Annotated in this window: 16 protein-coding genes; 3 read left to right on the forward strand and 13 right to left on the reverse strand. The window is 67.9% G+C overall.

Annotated elements, in window-relative coordinates; translation table 11 throughout:
• Positions 1-236 precede the first annotated feature (236 nt).
• The 6 genes from IW245_RS22540 to IW245_RS22565 all read right to left on the reverse strand — a co-directional run bounded on the left by IW245_RS22540 (position 237) and on the right by IW245_RS22565 (position 7,418).
• Entirely contained in the window at positions 237-2,384 is a 2,148-nt protein-coding gene (locus IW245_RS22540; RefSeq protein WP_307788906.1) for a M4 family metallopeptidase, read from the reverse strand.
• Positions 2,385-2,968: 584 nt separating this feature from the next.
• The gene (locus tag IW245_RS22545) at positions 2,969-4,066 is read right to left on the reverse strand and encodes a bifunctional RNase H/acid phosphatase (protein ID WP_197005162.1); all 1,098 of its coding nucleotides are present in this window, start codon (positions 4,064-4,066) and stop codon (positions 2,969-2,971) included.
• 2 nt (positions 4,067-4,068) lie between these two features.
• Positions 4,069-4,809 carry a zinc ribbon domain-containing protein gene (locus IW245_RS22550; protein ID WP_197005163.1) on the reverse strand — a complete coding sequence of 247 codons (741 nt, stop codon included), beginning with the start codon at positions 4,807-4,809 and terminating at the stop codon, positions 4,069-4,071.
• A gap of 12 nt (positions 4,810-4,821) precedes the next feature.
• Positions 4,822-5,619 carry a Nif3-like dinuclear metal center hexameric protein gene (locus IW245_RS22555; protein ID WP_197005164.1) on the reverse strand — a complete coding sequence of 266 codons (798 nt, stop codon included), beginning with the start codon at positions 5,617-5,619 and terminating at the stop codon, positions 4,822-4,824.
• 21 nt (positions 5,620-5,640) lie between these two features.
• Positions 5,641-6,186: a flavoprotein gene (locus IW245_RS22560; RefSeq protein WP_197005165.1), complete on the reverse strand. Its 546-nt coding sequence runs from the start codon at positions 6,184-6,186 to the stop codon at positions 5,641-5,643.
• Positions 6,183-7,418 carry a helix-turn-helix domain-containing protein gene (locus IW245_RS22565; RefSeq protein WP_197005166.1) on the reverse strand — a complete coding sequence of 412 codons (1,236 nt, stop codon included), beginning with the start codon at positions 7,416-7,418 and terminating at the stop codon, positions 6,183-6,185. Before IW245_RS22565 ends, IW245_RS22560 begins: the two co-directional genes overlap by 4 nt.
• Before the next feature lie 200 nt (positions 7,419-7,618).
• Between IW245_RS22565 and IW245_RS22570 the strand changes: the two genes are divergently transcribed.
• Positions 7,619-8,170: a bifunctional DNA primase/polymerase gene (locus tag IW245_RS22570; protein WP_197005167.1), complete on the forward strand. Its 552-nt coding sequence runs from the start codon at positions 7,619-7,621 to the stop codon at positions 8,168-8,170.
• Positions 8,171-8,372: 202 nt separating this feature from the next.
• Here IW245_RS22570 and IW245_RS22575 read toward each other — a convergent pair whose 3' ends face one another.
• The 7 genes from IW245_RS22575 to IW245_RS22605 form a co-directional block, all read right to left on the reverse strand.
• Positions 8,373-9,368 carry a right-handed parallel beta-helix repeat-containing protein gene (locus IW245_RS22575; RefSeq protein ID WP_197005168.1) on the reverse strand — a complete coding sequence of 332 codons (996 nt, stop codon included), beginning with the start codon at positions 9,366-9,368 and terminating at the stop codon, positions 8,373-8,375.
• Between the two features lie 153 nt (positions 9,369-9,521).
• Positions 9,522-10,568 (reverse strand): right-handed parallel beta-helix repeat-containing protein, encoded by a 1,047-nt coding sequence (locus IW245_RS22580; protein ID WP_197005169.1) that lies wholly within the window; start codon positions 10,566-10,568, stop codon positions 9,522-9,524.
• Positions 10,569-10,653: 85 nt separating this feature from the next.
• On the reverse strand, positions 10,654-14,472 hold the full coding sequence (hrpA, locus tag IW245_RS22585; protein ID WP_197005170.1) for an ATP-dependent RNA helicase HrpA: 3,819 nt from the start codon (positions 14,470-14,472) through the stop codon (positions 10,654-10,656).
• A gap of 719 nt (positions 14,473-15,191) precedes the next feature.
• Positions 15,192-15,617 carry a protein NO VEIN domain-containing protein gene (locus IW245_RS22590; protein WP_197005171.1) on the reverse strand — a complete coding sequence of 142 codons (426 nt, stop codon included), beginning with the start codon at positions 15,615-15,617 and terminating at the stop codon, positions 15,192-15,194.
• A complete protein-coding gene (locus IW245_RS22595) occupies positions 15,614-16,363 on the reverse strand; it encodes a hypothetical protein (protein WP_197005172.1) in 750 nt (249 codons plus the stop codon). The genes IW245_RS22590 and IW245_RS22595 overlap by 4 nt, the downstream gene beginning before the upstream one ends.
• Before the next feature lie 190 nt (positions 16,364-16,553).
• Positions 16,554-17,231, reverse strand: a complete 678-nt coding sequence (locus IW245_RS22600) for a DUF6308 family protein (RefSeq protein WP_197005173.1) — start codon at positions 17,229-17,231, stop codon at positions 16,554-16,556.
• A 278-nt stretch (positions 17,232-17,509) separates the two neighbouring features.
• Positions 17,510-17,872 (reverse strand): hypothetical protein, encoded by a 363-nt coding sequence (locus IW245_RS22605; RefSeq protein WP_197005174.1) that lies wholly within the window; start codon positions 17,870-17,872, stop codon positions 17,510-17,512.
• 1,061 nt (positions 17,873-18,933) lie between these two features.
• Here IW245_RS22605 and IW245_RS22610 point away from each other — a divergent pair.
• Positions 18,934-19,803, forward strand: coding sequence for a hypothetical protein (locus IW245_RS22610; protein ID WP_233473202.1), 870 nt, complete (start codon positions 18,934-18,936; stop codon positions 19,801-19,803).
• Between the two features lie 552 nt (positions 19,804-20,355).
• The gene (locus tag IW245_RS22615) at positions 20,356-21,513 is read left to right on the forward strand and encodes a hypothetical protein (protein WP_197005175.1); all 1,158 of its coding nucleotides are present in this window, start codon (positions 20,356-20,358) and stop codon (positions 21,511-21,513) included.
• Positions 21,514-21,586: the final 73 nt, after the last annotated feature.

Here is a 21,586-nt window from a genome sequence, read left to right on the forward strand (position 1 = left end):
GCACAGTAGCTTGTTCTGACCGTTCGGGGGAGTCCCCAACACGCCGAACGGCTGCCGTAGCGCGCCGAACGGTCAGCCCGTTACCCCGAGTTATCCCGACGCCGGGTAGGAATGACCGTCGGTGACGGGTCAGCGCGTCCCGGGTCGGGTCCGGTGCCTGCTACGCGGACGAGGGCGGGCGCCCCGGGTGGGAATTCCCGGAGCGCCCGCCGTGGTGCGGTGTTGCGGTGTCGCCCTTAGCTGAGGGTCAGGGCGGCGTCGTCGACGACGAACGAGGTCTCCAGGGAGGAGTCCTCGACGCCGTTGAACTTGATGGTCACGGTCTGCCCGGCCAGCGACGAGACGTCGAAGGTCCGCAGGACGTAACCGGCGGCGGCGTTGACGTTCGAGTACGTCGCCAGGGTGGTCGAGCCGGCGGTCACCGTGAGCTTGTCGTAGGCCACGGAGCCGGACTCGGAGGTGTCGATGTGCAGGTAGAAGCTGAGCGTGGCCTTGCAACCGGCCGGGATGCTCACCGACTGCGACACCGTGTCGGTGTGGCTGGAGCCGTAGCCGTCAAGCCACGCCTTCCAGCTACCGCCGTGTGCGGGCTCGGAGGTGCCGTTGTCGATCACGCCGGAGGTGGCGGTCCACGGTGCGGCCGAGCCGGTCTCGAAGCCGGGGTTGCCGAGCTTCTGGCCGGAGCAGGTGCCCGAGGTCGGTGTCGGGCTGACGGTCGGGCTGGTGGTCGGCTTCGGGCTGACGGTCGGGCTGGCCGTCGGGGTCGCCGACGGGCTCGGGGTCGGGCTCGACGTCTGGCTCGGGGTCGGCGACGGGGTGCCGCCGCCGGTGCAGGTCGGGTCGCCGGCCTGGGCCGGAACGCTGACCGCGTCCCACGCGGCCTTGACCGCGTTGAACTCGGTGCAGCCGGTCGCGCCGTAGAGGTTCTTGGCGGCCTGCAGCGTCCAGGTGCGGTACTTGAGGTACGAGGCGCCCGAGGTCTTCATCAGCATCGCGTTGTAGAGGATCTTCATCGTCTTCTGGATGCCGATCCCGGCGTGCGTGGAGTTGTTGCAGGTCGGGCTCGCCGGGCCGCCGGCCGGGGCGTTGCCCTGGGAGAGCAGGTAGCCCCAGTGGTTACCCGGACCGGCGCTGGCGTGCACCTCGCCGTTGGGGATCGAGCTGGAGTAGCAGTTCGGGGCGTTACTGACCAGCGACGGGTTGGCCATGTTGCGGATCGGGCCCTGGCCGACCAGGTCGATCTCCTCGCCGACGGTCCAGTCCGGCACGTCGTACGGGGCCGGCTCGTTCGCGTAGGCCTCGGTGGCCGCGCCGAACATGTCGGCGATCCACTCCTGGGTGCCGTTGCCGGAGATGCCGCCCCCGGTGTGGTCGTCGATGCCGTGGCCCATCTCGTGCGCCACCACGTCGAGCGAGCCGATCCACCCGTTGGCCTGGTTGTGCCCGATCTGGACCTGGCTGCCGTCGTAGTAGGCGTTGAGGTCCGCCAGGCCGACCCGGATCGGCCACGCGCCACCGGAGCCGTCCATGCCGTTACGACCCAGCCACTGGGTCAGCATCTTCGCCTCGGTCTGCGCCGCGAACAGGGCGTCGACGCAGACGGTTTCCTTGTTGGTGGCCGTGCCGTTGCCCCAGTTGTCGTCCGGGCCGGTGAACGTGGTGTTGTTCGCCGCGTCCTGGCAGGACAGGTTGGTGATCGTCGGGTCCGTCATCGAGAAGGTGCTGCCCGACTGGGTGGTGGCCAGCGGCACGCTCGGGCCGTCGTAGGCGGAGTTGCCGGTGCCGTGCGCCACGTGCTCCTGGGTGTGCAGCACCGTGCCGGTGAGCGCGTCGACGTCGACGGTCTGGCGGCTGTAGCCCTCGGTGCCCTTGCCGTTGACCGTGGTCTCCCAGGCCAGCCGGGGGGTGGCGCCGAGCGCGTACACGACCAGCGCGGAGCCCTCCACCTTGGCCGAGGACAGCTTGGTCTTGGCGACGGCCTCGGCCGCGGCCTGGGTCAGCTTCGGGGTGATCGACAGGTTGCCGATCGCGTGGTCCTGGGCGACCGAGGCGAACTGGAGCTGCCCGGTGTTGTTGGTGACCAGGACGAAGTCACCACCGGTGACCTTGAGGCCCTTGTACGTGCGCTCGTAGGCCACGTACTGGCTGCCCTGCGAGGAGATCGCCGGGTGCTGGACGAAGCTGTCGTCCGCGCTGGCGAGCAGGTAGGAGGGCCGGCTGGCGACGAGCGATGCGGTGGACTGCATCGCCGACGCGTACGCCGCCGCCGCGGTCGGGGCCGCCAACTCGGGGGCCGGGGCGGTGACGGCCGCGGCCGTGCCGGCGGCCGTGGCCACGAGGGCCAGGGCACCGCCCACGGTCAGTATCCGATGGGGAAGTTTCACGACTGCTCCTTCGTTCCGGACCCGACGCCGGTCGCGGACGACGGGCCGTGGTGCCGAATTTCTGAGGGGTGACGAAGTGACTTTCTTGACGTGGGCGCATTGCTGGAACCCAGGTGAGGCCGAAGCTACCCACGCCATTGCAGGCAGTCAATGCCACTTAAGTCATCGTTAGGGTTTCGGGCATCCATCACTACAGGTGACGTCCCGTGCGGCGGGTCGCGCCGATGGATGACCGCAGAGAAACAGGTCTTCACCTGCTATTTCAGTGCGGAGTGTGGTCCTGGCACGCCTGCGGCAGCCCGTTCACCGCCAGGCCGTGAGATGACATTGAGTGAGAACCTGGGCCCTCTGATGCCCGCGACTAGGCCCGGCTTCCTTGGCGTGCGCCATATTCGCACCGACAAAGAATTAACTGTTAACTCGCGCAGTGGCGCCGATTCCGCAATGCGCGACGGACGGCCGTCGAAGCGTTAACTGACAGCGCGCGAATCTCTGTTAATTATTCGGCTCCGCAGGGTTCTCCGGCACGGCCACCAAGGGGTGACCGTGCCGGGCCGCTGCCGGAGCGGCCCGGGACGCGAAGGTCAGATCCGGGCGAGGTGCGAGGTGTCGTTCACCAGGCGGACGGACACGCCCCCGTCGGGCCACGAGTCGATCAGCGACACCCCCGCCGGGTCCAGGTTCATCCGGTGCAGGAAACCCGGCCCGCCGTCGAGCGCCTCGCGCAGCACCACCTTGATCGGGCTCACGTGGCTGACCACGACGACGGTCTTGCCCGCGTACTTCTCCCGCAGCCGGGTCACCACCGCCCGCACCCGCAGGGCGACCTCGTCGAAGGACTCCCCCTCCGGCGGCGCGAGCATCGTCGAGCCCAGCCACGCGGTCAGCTCGGCCGGCCACCGGTCGGACACCTCGGCGAAGGTCAGGCCCTCCCAGATGCCGAAGTCGCACTCGATCAGGTCCGGCTCGACCGTGACCCGCCGCGCGTACCGGTCGGCGATCGCCGCGGCCGTCTGCCGGGTCCTGGTCAACGGCGAGCACACGATCGCGGCCACGTCGTCGGCGATCAGGCCGACCCGGCCGGCGGCCGCCCGCGCCTGGGCCTGTCCTCGCTCGGTCAGCGGCACGTCGCCGCGCCCCGAGTACTTCTTCTCCGTCGTCAGCGCCGTCTCTCCGTGCCGCACCAGGATCAGCCGGGTCGGGGCCTCCACGCGCGGCACCCAACCACCGGGGACGGGAGTCTCAGACGCGTGCGCCTCAGACGCCGCGTTGGTCGACACCGGGGTGCCATCCATCGCCTTGTTGGCCAGGGCGTCGGCCCGGCCGTTCTGGGCCCGAGGGATCCACTGGTAGGTGACCTTGTCAAAACCCCGGGCGAGCGCGGACGCCTCCCGGGCCAGGGGCCGCAGCCCCTCGTTCTTGATCTGCCACCGCCCCGACATCTGCTCGACGACGAGCTTGGAGTCCATCCGGACATCCACCTGGCGCGCGCCGAGCTCACCCGCGGCGCGCAGGCCGGCGATCAGGCCCGAGTACTCCGCGACGTTGTTCGTCGCGACGCCCAACGACTCCGCCCGCTCGGCGAGCACCGCACCGGTGGCGGGGTCGAGGACCACAGCGCCGTAGCCGGCAGGCCCGGGGTTGCCCCGCGAGCCGCCGTCCGCCTCGACCACGACCCGCACGGCTACAGGCCCGACTCGCCGGTCCGGACCAGGATCCGCCGGCACTCCTCGCACCGGACGACCTCGTCGGGCTTGGTGGCGCGCACCTCGGCGAGCGCGCCGCCAGACAGCTCCAGGCGGCAGCCCTCGCAGCGGCGCTGGCGGAGCATGGCCGCCCCGATGCCGCCGCTGGAGTCGCGGATCTTCTCGTACAGCGCGACGAAGTCAGCCGGCAGGTTCAGCACGATCGGGCCCCGGGATGCGCGGCGGCGCTCCTCCTCGGCGGCGATCTCGGCCAGGGCCTTGTCCCGGCTGGCCTCGGCGGCCGCCTGGGCGGCCTGCAGCGCCTCGACCCGGCCGGCGATGCCGGCGACGACGGCCGCGGCGGCCTCTCGCTTTTCCATCAGTTCGAGCTCGGAGTCCTCCAGCTCGCCCTGCCGGCGGCCGAGGGAGACCAGCTCGTGCTGGAGGGCCTCGAGTTCCTTGGCCGCGCCCTGGCCGGAGTCGAGCCGGGCCTGGTTGCGCTGGGCGCGCTGGCGGACCTGGTCGATGTCGGCCTCGAAGCGCCGGATGTCGCGGTCCAGGTCGTCGACCTCGGCCTGGGCGTTGGCCCGCTCGTCGACGATCTGGCGCAGGTCGGTGGCGACCTTGTCCAGCTCGGCGTGCTCCGGCAGGTTCTTGCGCCGGTGCGCGAGCTGGTTGAGGGCAGTGTCGACCGCCTGCAGATCAAGCACACGGAGCTGTACGAACGGGTCGACCTTCACTGGTTGGGCTCCTCAAACGTTCCACGGGTCGGTCACGGCGTCAGACACGACGGTATCTACTCCGGCCTCATCTCGCATCCGGCGGGCCAGGTCGTCGAGCCACGGGCGCTCGGTGGCCCAGTGTGCCGCGTCCAGCAGTGCCGGGCCGCCGGCCGCCAGGTGTTCGCTGGCGGGGTGGTGGCGCAGGTCGGAGGTGAGGAAGGCGTCGACACCGGCCGTGGTGGCCGCCATCAGGTAACTGTCCCCCGCGCCGCCGGAGACCGCAACCGTGCGGACGATCCGGTCGGGGTCCCCGCCCGCCCGTACCCCCCAGGAGGTGGTGGGGAGCACACTGTTGGCGTGCTCGGCGAACTCGGCGAGGGTCATGTCCTCGGCGAGTTCCCCGATCCGGCCGATCCCACGGCCACCGCCGGCCGCAGCGCCCGTCGCCGGGACCAGGGGGCGCAGGTTCGTCAGGCCGAGCCGGTCGGCGAGGGAGTCGGACACCCCAGGGTTGGCGACGTCGCCGTTGGTGTGCACGACGTGCAGGGCGACGCCCGCGCGGATCAGGTCCCGGACGATGCGGCCCTTGAACGTGGTCGCCGCGACGCTGGACACGCCCCGCAGCAGCAGGGGGTGGTGGGCGACGATCAGCTGGGCCCCGGCGTCGATGGCCTCGGCGATGGTCTCCGGCACGCAGTCGACGGTGAGGTGGACGCGGTGCACGAAGTACTCGGGGTCGCCGACGACCAGGCCGACGCGGTCCCAGTCCTCCGCCCAGGCCGGCGGGTACCACGTGTCGAGGAGTGCGAGGAGGTCCGAGAGGTTCACCGCGGCGAGGCTACCGGGTCCTCACGCGTGCGATAACGCGGCTCGCCGGGGCAGGCCCTCCATCGCCAGGTGCCACGGGAAGGAGTCCACGAGGTGCCCGCCGTGCCGGGGCTCGTGCGGGCGGTGGCCGGGGGTGTCCCACAACACCCGTACGCCCCAGCTCTCCAGGCGGCGCAGGCTCTCCCCGAACGCCGGATGCGCGGCGTGCGCGCGGTTGGAGAACGGCATGGTGACGATCGGCAGCCCGAGCCCGATGGCCTCCACGATCAGGCCCAGCGCGAGGGTGTCGCAGATCCCGGCCGCCCACTTGTTGATCGTGTTCACGGTCGCCGGGGCGACGATCACGGCGTCGGGCTCGGGGAGCACGTCCGGGTCGTCGGGATTCTTGTACGTGCTGCGCACCGGATGCCCCGTCTGCAGCACCAGCGCGTCGGTGTCGATGAACTTGGTGCCGTCCGGGGTGGCGATCACGCACACGTCCCAGCCGTCGGCCTGGGCCAACGCGACCAGCCGGCCGACCCCGGCCGCGAGCGGCGAGCCGCAGGCGATGACATAGAGGGTGTTCACGCGGCTACTCCCATGTGGTCCACGAGCTCGACGAGCTGGGTGGGCACGTTGCCCCGGTTGCGCCGGACGACCTCGCTGGCGACCTCCTGGGCCTGCGGCCGGCACAGCACCTCCGACGGGGCCAGCTCGTTGGCCTCCAGGAGCATGGTCGCCGCGCTGTCCAGCGCCCCGTACTGGGTGTGCCCGCGAGCCAGGTCGATCAGGTGGTTGGCCCGGCGCTCGGTGAGCAGCCCCTCAAACGCCGTCATGTCGATACTGGCGTGCACGTGGGCTGCGAGCTTGCCCTCGCCCATCTCGACGGCCGCTGCGGCCCGGTGCAGTTTGACGTTGGTGGGGCCGAAGCTGGTCCAGTACCGGTTGTCGTCGTGCCCTAACAGCGCCGCGGTCTCCTCGGCCTGGTCGAGCAGCTCCTTGACGGCGGCGTTGTCGCCGAGGTGCGCGGCGGCCATGGCCCCCTGCAGGAGCAGGATGCCGAAGACGCTGAGCCGGTCGGGGGTGGCCTCGGCCTCCGTCGACGGGGCGAGATGGTTGGCGACGGACACGTTGAGTTCCAGCGCCGGCTGGTGCCGGCCGAGGGAGCGCAGCGCGTTGGCGACCCGCATGGAGGCGATGCCGGTCAGCAGCGGGTCGCCGGCGCGCTGGGCGACGTTGATGGCCCGGTCGGCGGCGAGCCAGCACAGCTCGTGCTCGCCGAGTTTGCGCAGCGCCGAGGAGGAGATCATGTACACCTGGGCCAGCAGCGAGGCGGCCTGGCTCTCCTCGGCCCGGCCCCGGTACGCGCGGTCGGCGGCCTGGGCGTCGTTGATCAGGCGGGGCAGCAGCCGGGCGAGGATGCCGTACCGCACGTGCTGGAAGGTGTTCCACGCGTGGTTGACGGACTTCTCCAGCTCGCCTACGGGCGGCGGTTCGCCGAACCCGACAGGGCTGAGAAACGGGCTGATGCTGTCGTAGCACTCCAGCGACGAGCGGATCTCCTCGACCTCGACCTGGTCGATGCAGTTCGCGCTGTCGGGCTTGCGGGCGGGGTCCTTGCCCATCAGGAGCTGGACGTCGACCTGGAGGACCTCGGCGATGTCGTACAGGACGGAGAACTTGTCCAGCCTGCGCACCCCGCGCTCCACCTTGTCGACCCAGCTCTTCGATTTGCCCAGCCGGTCCGCGAACACTTGTTGGGACAAGTTGCGGCGGAGGCGCCAGTACGCCACCCGACGTCCGATGGGCAGCTCATCCACGGCCATCTCTTTGCCTCCTCGTCCAGAGATCGCACACTGTGTCTGTTGCGCTACGCAGAGGTACAAGTAACTTCTTCATGTACCGAGTTCTATTCGGGCCAACGAGCACCGCGCGAAGAAGTGACGACGGAGGAACAGCCGCCATGACGTGGAATCCTGTGCCGAGACCGGTGATTCGAACACTTCTCCGACGCTCCGCCGTGTTATACGCCCGACATGGGTGGAATGTCCTACCTGGGGCGTACCTGGCGGGGGACAAGTTCGACTGCGGCACGACCAGCTGCCCGACCATCAAATGCCACCCCGCGCACGATGACCTCGGCGCGCAACTGCGACCAACGGCCGACCCCGACCGGATCGCCACTTGGTGGTACAGGTCGCCGTTCAACGTCCTGTTGCCGACCGGGATGGGCTTCGACGTCCTGGAGGTTCCGGCGTATCTCGGCGCCCTGGCCGCCCAGATCCTCGCCGAACACGGACCCCGCGCCCCGATCAGCGTCGCGCCGTCGGGCCGGTGGATGCTCTTCGTCGCCGGCGGCGAGCCGCTACGCCCCGAACTGGACCGCCAGCTGGACATAGTCCTGCACGGGAAGGGCTCCTGGGTGCCGGCGCCGCCCACCAGGTACCCGGCGGGCAGGGTGCGCTGGGAGGTGTCCCCGGGGACGGTGAACTGGGCGCTGCCCGGGTCGTACCCGGTGCAACACGCCCTGGTCGACGCCCTCCAGCTCGCGGCGCCCCGCCAGGCCGCCTGAGTCCACCTCAACACTGCTTCGTTATATCCACTACCAACAGGTACCAACAGGTTTCGGCCATCGCCCGACAGCGGTGACCAACACCCGACCACCGACCAACGCGATCCCGAACTCCGCTCTTACATCCTGGCGGCGACGCCGGGGCTCTCCGGGACGCACGTCGGCCCCGGACCACCTGATGGTCCGGGGCCGACGGTCGCGGTCACGCGTGCACGCACAGCCCGCCCGGCTGCGAGGTGTCACAGACGTTGGCCGCGAACACGTTCGAGGCACTGCCGCTGTGGTCCACGATGTCCGCCGGCACGTTGCCGTGCGCCACATTGGCGGAGATCGTGTTGTGGGCGGCCGGCGCGCCGCCGAACCCGCCGGTCGCGGTCAGCCCCGGGATCAGCACGATCCCACCCGGGATCGGCCCCGGGCCGCCCCGGTTGTCATCGACGATGTTGGCCGACACCTGGTTGTGCTGGCCTCCGACCAACGCGATGCCCGTGCCCTGCAACGGCGGCGCGCCCTCGCCGTTCGGCGGGCAGTACACGTTGTTGTCCCGCACGATGTTGGCCGACACCTCGTTGTCCCCCTGGCCACCGGCCTGACCATCGTCTAGGAGGACGATGCCCGTGCAGTCACCCTCCAAGAAGTTCCCCTTGACGATGACGTGGTGGGAGTGCCGGACGAACGTCCCGACCGCGCTGCCCGTGACGTGGTTGCCCTCGACCCTGGTGCCGTGCGCGTCAGCGGAGTCGCCCACGTACAGGCCGGCCTCCCCGCCCGAGCCGGAAATCCAGTCGCCGACGAACTCGCCCCGAGTGGACTCGAACTCCGCGACGCCGTAATCCTCGTTGTCGACCGCGTACACCGTACGGACCGTCAACCGGTCGGTGAGGATGCCGAACACCCCGACCGTGAAGTCCCGGACGGTCAACGACTCGACGGTCACGCCGTGCACCGGGTGCCCGGGTGCGCCGAACACGCAGATCCCGGTCGGCGGGAACATGCCGGTGGCGGCGCAGGCGTTCGCACCCGCCGGCGCGATCACGGTCTCCGGGCCCGCGCCGCGGATCGTGATCCCCGGCTTGGTGACCGTGACGCCCCCCGCGTACGTCCCGGGCAGCAACTGGATGGAACCGCCCGGGAGCGCGGCGTCGACTGCGGCCTGGATCGAGCCGCCGGGCGGCACGATCTGACTGTCATCGGCCATGGCCGGCTGTGCGCCGAGGGCTATGGCCGAGGCCACGACGGCCCCGGCCACAAGGGCTCTGGCTAAACGTTGCATCTGGAAGCTACCTCCGAATAGGCGAGTGGACGAGCCGGGCCGCACCGGCGACTCCTCGGCGGACGAGCGGGGAAAGGGTCAGACGCACAGCCCAGCGGGCTGCGAGGTGCCGCACACGTTCGCCTCGAACACGTTCGAGCCGCTGCCGCTGTGGTTGATCAGGTCCGCCGGCAGGTTGCCGTGCGCCACATTGGCCTTGATCAGGTTGTGGGCGGCCGGCGCGCCGGGGCCTCCGGCCGCTGTGACGCCCGGGACGAGCAGGATGCCGCCCGGGAACGGGACCGGGCCGCCCAGGTTGTCGTCGACCTTGTTGGCCGACACCTCGTTGCGCTGGCCGCCGACGAGGATGATCCCAGCGCCCTGCAGCGGCGGGACGCCGTCCGGGCTCGGCGGACAGAACCGGTTGTTGGCGGTGACGATGTTGGCGGTGACCCGGTTGTCGCCCTGGCCGCCGGCCTGGCCGTCGTCCACCAGGGCGATACCGGTGCAGTTGCCGTCGGCGAAGTTGCCGGAGACGGTCACGTTGTGCGCGTGCCGGACGAGGACGCCCAGCGCGTTGCCCGACGTGTGGTTGCCGACGACCTTGGTGCCGTGCGCGTCGGCGATGTCGCCGACATAGAGGCCGGCGTCCTCCCTCGTGCCGCTCACCCAGTTGCCGACGAACTCGCCCCGGGTGGACTCGAACTCGGTGATGCCGTACTCGCCGTTGTCCACCGCGTGCACGGCGGTGACGTGCAGCGCGTCGGTCTGGAAGCCGATGACCCCGAACGCGTCGAAGCCCTCGACGCCCAGCGCCCGGACCGTGACGCCGTGCACGCCGATGACGCAGATCCCGCTCGGGCCCGCGTCGGCCAGGCAGTGATTGGTGCCGCCGGGACGGAGCACCGTGGCCCCGTCCGCGCCCTGGATCGTGATCCCGGGCTTGGCGACCCGCACGCCACCGTCGTACGTCCCGGGCAACAACTGGATGGTGTCGCCGGGATGCGCGGCGTCCACGGCGGCCTGGATCGACTGGCCCGGCAGCACGATGTGACTGTCGCCCCCGGCCATGGCGGGTTGGCCACCGACGGCGACGGCCGAGGCCACCACGGCCCCGGTCAGCAGGATTCTGGCGATGGGTTGCATTGGGCGTAACCTCCGGATAGGCGATGTTTGCCATCACATAGCCTGCCTCGGGGGATGCACCCGTATTGCCCGAACTTGCGAATTACTACAGCTCGTCCATCGCCTTGTAGATCCGCTTCTCCGACACCGGGTACGCGGTGCCCAGGCTCTGCGCGAAGTAGCTCACCCGCAGCTCCTCGATCATCCACCGGATCCGGGTCAGCTCCGGGCTCGGCGGCACCTCGGTGACGAGCTGGCGGTACTCCGCCTCCACCTCCTGCACCGACGCCGTCCACTGCTTGTCGCGGGCCCCGTTGGTCGGCAGCTTGTCCAGACGCTGCTCGATGCCCTTGAGGTAGCGCGGCAGGTGCGGCACCTGCCGGCCTCCGGCCGCCGCCACGAACCCGGGAAAGACCAGGCCGGACAACTGCCGGCGCATGTCGGCCAGCGCCCCGAGGTCCGCCGGGGCCTTCAACCGGCCCTCGACGGTGTGCGCGGCGGCGAGCACGAGCTGCACATGGGTGATCACGTTGTACACGACGTCAGACAGCGAGCCGCGCACGTGGTCGCGGAGCTTGGCGAACCCGTCGGCCGTCCACGCCGGGCCGCCGGCCTGCTCGACGAGCGCGTCCACGGCGCAGCTCGCGCAGTCGTCGAACATGTCGGTGGCCCGCCCGCCCGGGTAACGCGACAAGGCGAGTTTCGCCTGGTTGGACAGCCGGGCCAGCACCGGCTTCACCGGGGAGGAGATCGTCAACAACAACAGCCGACGGGTACCGACGACCATGGCCGCCGCCGCCTCCGCCTGATTCTCGAAGACCTTCACGGCCACCGAGTCGCCCGCGTCCACCAGGGCCGGGTACGCGCTCACCGGATAGCCACCGAGGTTGCGCTGGATCACCTGGGGCAGATCGCCCAGGTCCCACGACCTCACGCCGCGCCGCTCGATGGAGCTGCCCGCAGTGGCCAACTCCTGTTGCACCTTGGGCTTGAGCTGCTGTTGCAGGGCCGCGAGGTCCTTGCCCTCGGCGAGGGTGGCGCCCTTGTCGTCGAGTACCCGATACGTGATCTTCAAATGGTCCGGCACCCGCGACAGGTCCCAGTCGGCGCGCCCGATCTGGTGCCCACCGCTGTAGCGGCGCAGCTCGCGCTCCAGGCCGTCGAGCAGCGGCTCCGTGCCGGGAGTGAGCCGCTCGAGCGCGGCGGCGGCGTAGTCGGGGGCCGGCACGAAGTTGCGCCGGACCACCTTCGGCAGCGACTTGATCAGGGCCGTGACCAGGTCCTGGCGCAGGCCCGGGATCTGCCAGTCGAAGATCCCGGCCGTCAGCGTCGACAACCGGCCCAGCGGCACGTGCACCGTGACCCCGTCGGCGTCGGCCCCCGGCTCGAACTGGTAGGTCAGCGCCATGCCGTCGATCACGTCCGGGTAGTCGGTGGGGCTCAGCGCCCCGCGACCCTCGTTGATCAGCATCGCCTTGGAGAAGCTGAGCAGGTCGGGCTGCTCCCGTTTCGTCTTCTTCCACCACGAGTCGAAGTGCCGGCCGGAGACGCACTCCTTGGCGACCCGCTCGCCGTAGAACTGGTACAGGGTCTCGTCGTCGACCAGGATGTCGCGGCGGCGGGCCCGGTTCTCCAGCTCCTCGACCTCCTCAAGGAGGTCGCGGTTCTCCTGGAAGAACGCGTGGTGGGTGTTCCAGTCCCCCTCGACCAGCGCGTGCCGGATGAACAACTCCCGGGCCACCGACGGGGCGATCCGGCCGTAGTTGACCTTGCGCTGGGCGACGATCGGCACGCCGTACAGCGTGACCTTCTCATACGCCATCACCGCAGCCTGCTTCTTCTCCCAGTGCGGCTCGGAGTAGCTGCGCTTCACCAGGTGCGGGGCGAGGGGCTCGACCCACTCGGGCTCGATCTTCGCGTTGATCCGGCCCCACAGCTTCGACGTCTCCACCAGCTCGGCGGACATCACCCAGCGCGGCGGCGTCTTGAACAGCGCCGAGCCGGGGAAGATCGAGAACTTCGCGCCCCGCGCGCCGGTGTACTCCCGCTTGGCCGCGTCGAACAGCCCGATGTGCGACAACAGGCCGCTGAGCAGGGACAGGTGGATCCCCTGCGCGGCGGCCGGCGCGGTGTTCAACGGAAGGTTCAGGGTCTTGGCGACCTGGCGGAGCTGGCTGTAGATGTCCTGCCACTCGCGGACCCGCAGATAGTTGAGGAACTCCGTGCGGCACATCCGGCGGAACTGGTTGCTCGACAGCTCCTTCTGCTGCTCCAGCAGGTACTTCCACAGCGCCAGGAACGACGCGAAGTCCGAGGACTTGTCCACGAACCGGGAATGCTTCTCCGTGGCCGCCATCTGGTGCTCCGCCGGCCGTTCGCGCGGGTCCTGGATGGACAATGCCGCGGCGATCACCATGACCTCGCTGACACAACCGTGCTTGTCGGCCTCGATCACCATCCGGGCCAACCGCGGGTCCACCGGCAACTGGGCGAGCTTGCGACCCATCGGGGTCAGCCCGTCGCCGTCGAGCGCGCCCAACTCCTCCAGGAGCTGCACGCCGTCGGCGATGTTGCGCTTATCCGGCGGCTCCAGGAACGGGAACGCCGCGATGTCGCCCAGCCCGATCGACGTCATCTGCAAAATGACCGACGCCAGGTTCGTGCGCAGGATCTCCGGATCGGTGAACTCGGGCCGCGACTCGAAGTCCTCCTCCGAGTACAACCGGATGCAGATGCCGTCCGACGTACGCCCGCAGCGGCCCTTGCGCTGATTCGCCGACGCCTGCGACACCGCCTCGATCGGCAGGCGCTGCACCTTCAACCGGTGGCTGTACCGGGAGATCCGCGCCGTCCCCGGGTCGATCACGTACTTGATCCCCGGCACCGTCAGCGACGTCTCCGCCACGTTCGTCGCCAGCACCACCCGGCGACCGGCGTGCGGGGCGAACACCCGGTGCTGCTCGGCGACACTGAGCCTGGCGTAGAGCGGCAGCACCTCCGTGCCACGCAGCTTGAGCTTGTTCAGCGCGTCGGCCGTGTCGCGGATCTCCCGCTCGCCGCTGAGGAACACCAGGATGTCGCCCGGCCCCTCCGCCTGCAACTCCTCCACCGCGTCGGCGATCGCCGACGTCTGGTCGGAGTCCTCGTCCTCGATCGGGTTGTAACGCACCTCCACCGGGAACGTGCGGCCCGACACCTCGATGATCGGCGCGTCGTCGAAGTGCGCCGCGAACCGCTCCGGGTCGATCGTCGCCGACGTGATGATCACCTTCAGGTCCGGCCGCTGGGGCAGGAGCTGTTTGAGGTACCCGAGAATGAAGTCGATGTTCAGGCTGCGCTCGTGCGCCTCGTCGATGATCAGCGTGTCGTACTGCTCCAGCTTGCGGTCGTTCTGCAACTCCGCGAGCAGGATGCCGTCCGTCATCAGCTTGACCAGGGTCGTGTCGCGGACATGGTCGGTGAAGCGGACCTTGAACCCGATGGCCCCGCCCAGCTCCGTGCCCAACTCCTCGGCGATCCGGTCGGCGACCGTCCGCGCGGCCAACCGGCGCGGCTGGGTGTGCCCGATCAGGCCCCGGACCCCCCGGCCGAGCTCCAGACAGATCTTCGGCAACTGGGTGGTCTTCCCCGAACCCGTCTCACCGGCCACGATGACCACCTGGTGATCGCGGATCGCCGCGAGCAGATCGTCCTTCTTCTGGCTGACTGGCAACGCCTCGGGATACGTGATCGTCGGCACCGCCGCCCGACGCCGGGCGACCCGCTCCTCGGCCGTGGCCAGGTCAGCGGCGATCTGCGGGAGCCGGCCCTGGTCACGGCGGGCGGCGTCGAGCCGGCGACCCAGCCGACGCTGGTCGCCGAGCATCAGCTCGGGCAGCCGCTTCAGCAGGTCGGCGGGGCGGGGTGTTTCCGGTGGCGTTCCCATGTCCGCCCCAGGATAGGCGGTCGCCCGGGCGGGGTTCACCGGGTTTACGTGCCGGGCGTGGCCGGGGACACACGGCCCGGCCGTCCGGGATCAGGCCGCGCGGCCCTGTGGTCAGGATCGGACCGCGCGGCCTCCCGCCCCGGTCCGGCACTGCGGCCTGATCCGGCCTCACGGCCCGGTCAGACAGCACCGCCGGGCGGCCCGGTCAGGCCGCACTGCCGGCGGCTCGGGCGGACAGCGGCGCCCCTAAGAAGCAGGAGCGCAGGTTCGAATCCTGCCGGGGGCACACTGCAGATCTACAACAACGGTCCGTGAACGGTGATCAACTCACCGTCACGGCCGTTTTTGATTTGCCGTAGTCCACGGGGCGAGCAGTGACCTGCGTCACGGGATAGCCTCAAAATTTTTTGATGCCCCGAGGCGCAAGTACGAGCCCTGCCGGGGCACGACCCAGAACCGCAATACCGACATATCGCCGGTATACAACTGACGGTAAGTGCGACGTACATGTTGTGATGTGAAGGGCGTCGTCCATCAGGTCGACGCCCTTCTTCATGTCCTGCACCAGTCCGCCCGGCTCGTGGCGCTGACGGGGCATCATCGTGTATGCCAAGTGACTGTCCATGAATGGGTTGCGGTACGGCGGCGATTCGGCGAGCACGTGACACAACTCAGTGGGACCTCACGGGGTCGCTCCCTCATGACCACCTCAGCCCTTGCTACGGGGAGTGCTGCTCTCGGGCGAGTTCGTCGTAGACGGCCACGGGCCAGGGAACTGTGAAATACCGACGCTCGACCGCCCGAGCCAACAGCGACCGGAGCGCTTCGCCTCCGATCTCGAGCAGCCGGAACTTCTCGGGATCGCCCTGGCGAATGTTCTCAACTACATAGAGCCAGAAGTCAGGATTGCCGGCCGCTTCCTCGACCTGGCGTACCTCAAGCCACAGGTCCTGGCCCCGGGCGGCCCGGCCGTAAGCCTTCACCTCGATCGTCCGAGACCCGCTGGCGACATCACCGGCCGCACCACGGCCACGGGTGTCGTGCGCGGTCCGCCCTCGCGCGGCTTCCCAGGCCAGGACGAAGGCGACAGCGGCGTCTTCCACCTGGCGGTTGGTGACGTTCTCGGGACGAGCCGGGTCGTTCAAGGCGACCAGGTTTCCGTGGCGATCTGGCCTTCGCGGTCTACCAGCACCACGTGGATCATCGTCAGCTCTCGTCCGGTACGGGTACGGACCGCGAGGTCGCGGTAGCGCGGAAAGTCGGGCAGGACCATAAGTGATTCGTGACCGGGGTGCGTGTCCAACAGCATGATCGCCTTGAACATGGCCTGACTGAACCAGTGACCCGCCTGTGTGCTGGGCCGGGTCCGTTTGACCTCCGCGACGCGGCGGGGATCGGCGTAGTCGTCCGACGGCCAGCCCTTGACCTCCGCGCCCAGATGCCGTGGCCCCTTGTGCCCGAGGAGATCGACACCACGGGCCTTGGACGCGGTGTCGGCCATCGACGTGACAGTCCAGCCGTGCTGCCGCAGGAACACGGCGAACAACCCTTGGACACTTCCCTCCCAGGGCCACTCGCTGGCAACTCGCACCACCGGCGCGGGACGGTCAGCGCGCGCATCTGTCGAAGCTGCCAGTCGACCATCGGGCACACCCGCGCCGTTGAGGATATCGAAGCCCAGTGCCTTGAGATGGCGGCGAGCGGTGTGGCTCGTGAACTGGCCCCGAGGTACTCCGCAGCCGGCCTCGAACGCCTGCTTCACCGGAAACAGGACGCCTTCCACCCACACACCGTGCTCCCGCACGACCTCAGGCACCTCATCCCGCAGCCTCCTGGCGACCTCCCGGGCATCCACGTCCATCGACGCGCCATTGAGCACGAAACGTGTCACAGGCAACCCTTCACTCGCCGGCCAGGGTGAATGATGAATACCCCACCACCCTCTACGTTTCGGCAGCGGTCGTCAATACCGCGTCGGACGTGCGCCAACTGCGAGCCGCCGACTTGAACCAATGCCACGTAGGCTTGAACTCGCGACGAGCGGGGTGGCACGGCACACGGAATGACAAAGGGCGAACCGATCACGCCCTCGGACCACTGTCCGTTCCGGGTCGGTAAGTCATCCACAAGGCCACATCCAACACCCGCAAGGCACTGATCTTGTCCGGAACTCCCGCCTCGACGCCGAGCTCCACGAGCTGGCCGTGAAGACCTGCTCGGAGTTTCTGTCGTAGCGGTTCCCACACGATGTCGGGACTGCCGAGCGCCGCAAGAACGACAGAGTCCTGAACTGGCAGTAGGTGAGGTCGTTTGCGTGCGAGGAGCTTCGACGCAGTGGTAGGACCAACTCCGCGGAGGCGTCGAGCCTGCGTCCATAGCTCGTGGCACGCCGACATCGGGTCGGCACCCGGTGCGTCGACATCGACCAGTTCGATGTCCGTCGGGATCTGCGCAAGAAGCTGGGTGAACGTACCGCCGGGATCGTCAATGAGCAGCCAGGCCGCACGGGCGGGCACGATGATCGACAGCATGGACACCGCGATCATGTCCGCCGAAGTGAAGCGATCCTTGACCTCCGACCGGTCCCCGCCACGATCGAAGCGCTCGAACCATGCCCCGGTGTACCCGGACTTCTTTTCCCGCCAGTCGACCTCGCCGAAGTACTCGCGGAGCCGGTCAAGTGTGTCTTCGCGATTGGCGATCAGGTCATCGACTGCGGACCAGTCCGGGGTCATCTCGGGTTTTCCCTGCTTGGTCACGGCGCTCCTCGCCATGAGGTCCGTCGACCTCATCGTCCTTGACTGAACGAGCTTCGAAATATCCCCTGTAGACCACTTCGTGGACGAATCTTTCGGCGGTAGGTTCGTCCATCCTGCCGATCTGGCTCTGCATCGACAACCTACCCGTCGGATTGCCAGCCAGACCATGGGCGACCGCGACCCCGGCCCCGGAGGTGTCCCGAACGTGGCGTTGGCCGGAGGGCTCGATTGCCTTCAGGAACTCACGCCGAGTCCATTATGGATTAATTTAGTCCGAATCAGAATTTCTTGTTACAGAAGAGCCCGGTCGCATCGGATGGATAGCGGCCCATCATTGGAATGTCGTTCGCTCCGTAGATTTCGACAATTGGCGTCGTCAGCGGGCTATCCGTTATGTAATGGGTAATGACATAACGACATACCGGCTGGGCGATGTCATAGCCTTCCTGATCAATTGCGAGGTCGGTGTGGGCTTCGACTGTCGCAATCTTGACCAGAGACCCGTCTTGGTACTCCTCGACTAGCACGAGTGATTTAACGCGATTGGCCCAAGGCGGCTGAAATTCGGGCACATCGAGGAGGAATATCTCCCGCAGCGCTACGGAATCCTCACGGCGCTGGGTTGTCGTATGTGGCACCACCGCCGACTTGGACCTCTGGGGCGAAACGTGCGGCGCCGGACTCGAATCAGCTGGTGAACTGCCCACTGAACTAGCGCCAACCTTGGGAGACTCGGACGAAGGACTTGGCCGATTACTGCTTGTATATCCGGTTTTCGTAGATTCGGATTTTAGTACCTGAACGCCCCCAAAGCAGCAGCCCAGTGCCATCATCAACGTCACGCTGGCGGCAAGAACGATAGCCCATTTCTTCCTTGACCACGTTTGCGGCAAACCGACCAGAGTGAACGCCTGACGTCGAGGGCGTCGACCTCCTGCTGACTCCACATTTCGACCGTAGACGCAAATTGGTTCAAGCATCACCAATCTATTGATTGTTGTCCGGGAGGCAGAACGGAGCAGATCTACCCAGGCCCCGGTGCAGCCACGCCCAGGTTTGCAGCACCGGATCGGCGCGCTGGACCCGCCGGCACGGGTCGCACTCAGCGACCGGCAGCGTTTGCCTGCCCAGGTCGCCAGAGCGTCCTGGCCCGAGGCTCGGCCACCGCCAGCGTGTACACGCCTACCGTCAACACGCCATGCGCCGCCGCCCAGTGCAGCGAAGGCGGCTACTACATCACCAGCCTGATCATCGTCTGCGGGGAGAGCCCCGGCCAGTAGGGTCATCGCACCTCCAAGCGCGATCCGATTTGCGCAATAAAGCCTAGACTTGAGGTGCGGGGCCAGGAGTCCCGTGAAGTTAGGCACCGGGGCCAGGAGCCCCGGAACTCCCAGGCGGAGGTTGCCGGTCCATCGACCGTTCAACCTACGAAAGGGGGTGGGGGCCACAAAGAGCACCGAACGGATCAAGTTCTACGAGCTAGTGATCCAGTTCCTGAAAGTCATCCTTACCTTCTTCGGCCCGTAAGGGCCACGGGCGCGGGCGACTCAGGTCGCCCACGTTCGCGGGCGGATCTAGCAGATCCCGCACCGCGTCCTCAACCGGAACCGTCCGACACCGCAGTCCGCTCGAGCCCCTGACGCCCGTCCCGTCTCACAATCCCTCCCCTCGGCGTGCGCTCCCATAGACGTATTGTTCGTTCGTGCACGACTACCAGCCGGGGTATCCGATTGACTGCCGCACTGCGTCGATGCGTGATCGCGCCGCGCGCGGTCACCTCGGTGACTTCGAGTACGCCGCCGCACGGGTGATGGCCCGGTTCACCGGTGAGCGCGTGGTGATCCAAGACGACAACAGCGTCAACGGCATGGCCGACCTCAGAATCGACTACCGCGACGGTGTCGCAGGATTTGCCGAGGTGGTGACCGACATTGACCGCGACTACTCGGCGATGGTCAGCGCCGTACGCAACAACCAGCAGATCCCAGCACCTGCCCTCGGACGCATCTGGTGGGTCACCCTGTCGGCCAGGGCACAGCTGCGCAACCTGACCAAGGCCCTACCCAACAAGCTCCTCGCCGTTCAACAGTCCGGCGCGCTGTTCGAGATCGTCCACTGGGAGCAGCATCTGGAAAGCCACGCCTCGGACGCGGTACGCGATCTGGCTTCGCTCGGGGTTGTGCAACTTGCGTCGCGGCAGGTCCAGCCGGACGAGGACGGGAAGATCCTGATCCACGGCGAGGGCACGGGCGGCCCTGCCGAACTGAACTGGACCGCATTCACAGAATGGTTGACGCAGTTCCTGTTTGGCACACAACAGGCTGACGTGCGACGCAAACTCGCAGCCACCAACGCGGAAGAACGGCACGCGTTCGTCGGAGCATCGTTCAGCACCCCGTGGGCCGCCTACCACTCCTTGAGCGACGACTACCGCGAACTACCCACCGAGCATCCCGAACTGCCCGCCGAAATCACTCACCTTTGGGTCTGGTCCTATCCACTGGGACGCTGCATCGCCTGGTTTCCTGACGACGGCTGGTTCGACCCCAGCACCCGGTGGGCCACCCCGTAACCCGTTGCCTCTCCCGGCTCCTCTGGGCGCTCGGTCGATCAAAGTTGCAGGTCCAGCCCGGCACCCCGCTTGAGCCTCGACAGCCGCCGGAGGCCCTCGACCAGCACACGATCCGGAGCTCAGCAGCGCTACGAACCTGCGCAATATCACTCAAGGTCAAATACCCCAGCCACACAGCAACGTCCGAGCGCTTTACGCCCCGACATGCCCTGATACCCGAATCACTAGGCGCAGGTCCATCTCCTCCCGGGGGCACACTGCAGATCTACAACAGCGGTCTGTGAACGGTGATCAACTCACCGTCACGGCCGGTTTTGATTTGCCCTGAGGCGCAGGTACGAGCCCTGTCGGGGCACCAGCAAATAGCGCAAGACGCCGGCCCATATGGGCCGGCGTCTTGTCGTTGAAGCGACATATCCGCTACCCCCACTCAGGCCGAGCGTCGTCGCGGAGAGTTGGAGCCCATGCCGGGGTCGCGACTTCGTCGCTCACGTCAAGCATCTGGATTGACGCACGCTTGGCCACTCGTCCCTCATGGGCGATAATCTCCAAATGGCCGAGTCGAGCCCTGGAACCCTCAAAGAGGCGGAGGCACGTTCCGTCGCCGGGCTGCTCGGCGTTCCAGACTTCGTCTACAGACCCGAGCACGTCAGCAAGGGCAAGGCGGTCAGAGAAATCAGTGACGGCCTCCTCATCGCCGGGACCGATGGCCTGATCTTGCAGGTGAAGGGGCGGTTTACGTCGGGGCGTGATCTCCCAGCGAAAGCAGAGGGGTGGTGCCGAAAGAACGGGCTTGCAGCCCAGCGGCAAGGCCAGGGCACCCGAGCGTCGCTGCGATCGAATGCCGTCCGTGTTCGGTCACTTCGTGGCTACGAACGTGAGGTTCCTGACGCGGAGACGTGGCCCATTGTCGTGATCATCAGTCATCCCGATGACCCGGTGGTTTCTTTCCCAGCGTCCACGGACACCCTGTTTCTCTCCTTGACCGACTGGCGCCAGCTTCACTCGATGATCCGGTCCACTTACGGCGTCATCGACTACGTACGGCGCGCGTTGGCCAGCGGCGTATCCGTGCCACTCGGCCGAGAGGCCGACCGGTACCGCCTGCTGTCCGAAGCAGATGTGCACGCAGGGCGGTCACTGACCTCGTTCCCCACACTGCCGATCGCGGAACTTGATGGGCGCGACTTGGGGTACGTGGCCACCTTCGACAGGTTGATCGCGAAGGTCGCCGACGGGACCGGTGCTACCGGCTGGACGGAGGACGGTTATCTCCTCCCGGTGGAGCAACTCGACCGGGTGCCCATCACTGGCCGGGTCAGGATCGGCCGGAAGTGGTCCCAGACTTTCTTCCAGATGGTTGAGACGAAGAGCCCCCGCAGCTTCATCACGCTCGACCCCAACGGTGCCGACCGCTTAGCCTTCATGTTCGAACACGACGCTGAGGGCTCGGACGACAGCGCGGCAAGGTTCAACGCGCTGGTCGCAGACTACTGCGTTATCCGTCATCAACACGCCATCGATGCTGGCGCCGACCCAGCCTCGGTCACCTTGACGGTTGGGACGCTGTATCACCCGACGAAGGGACAGCGTTACACCTTCGTCTACTGGCAAGGCCCGCCCCCACCGATCCCTACGGTCATCCGAACCGCCTTCGAGAGCGAGTTCGGCGTCTTCAACGGCGCAACGGTTCAGTCGGCCACTACCTAGCCTGCGGCGAGGCTGCCTGCCGCTCGCGACCGGTAAAGAGTTCGCGGCCCTGCGGCCCCCGTCGAGGGCGAGC

Origin of the sequence: Longispora fulva, assembly GCF_015751905.1 — a bacterium.
Classification (GTDB): Bacteria; Actinomycetota; Actinomycetes; order Mycobacteriales; family Micromonosporaceae; genus Longispora; species Longispora fulva.

Coding starts and splice junctions, on each gene's coding strand:
- IW245_RS22575 (WP_197005168.1), bottom strand. CDS start 9,368: ATGGCCGATGACAGTCAGATCGTGCCGCCCGGCGGCTCGATCCAGGCC.
- IW245_RS22580 (WP_197005169.1), bottom strand. CDS start 10,568: ATGCAACCCATCGCCAGAATCCTGCTGACCGGGGCCGTGGTGGCCTCG.
- hrpA (WP_197005170.1), bottom strand. CDS start 14,472: ATGGGAACGCCACCGGAAACACCCCGCCCCGCCGACCTGCTGAAGCGG.
- IW245_RS22615 (WP_197005175.1), top strand. CDS start 20,356: ATGGCCGAGTCGAGCCCTGGAACCCTCAAAGAGGCGGAGGCACGTTCC.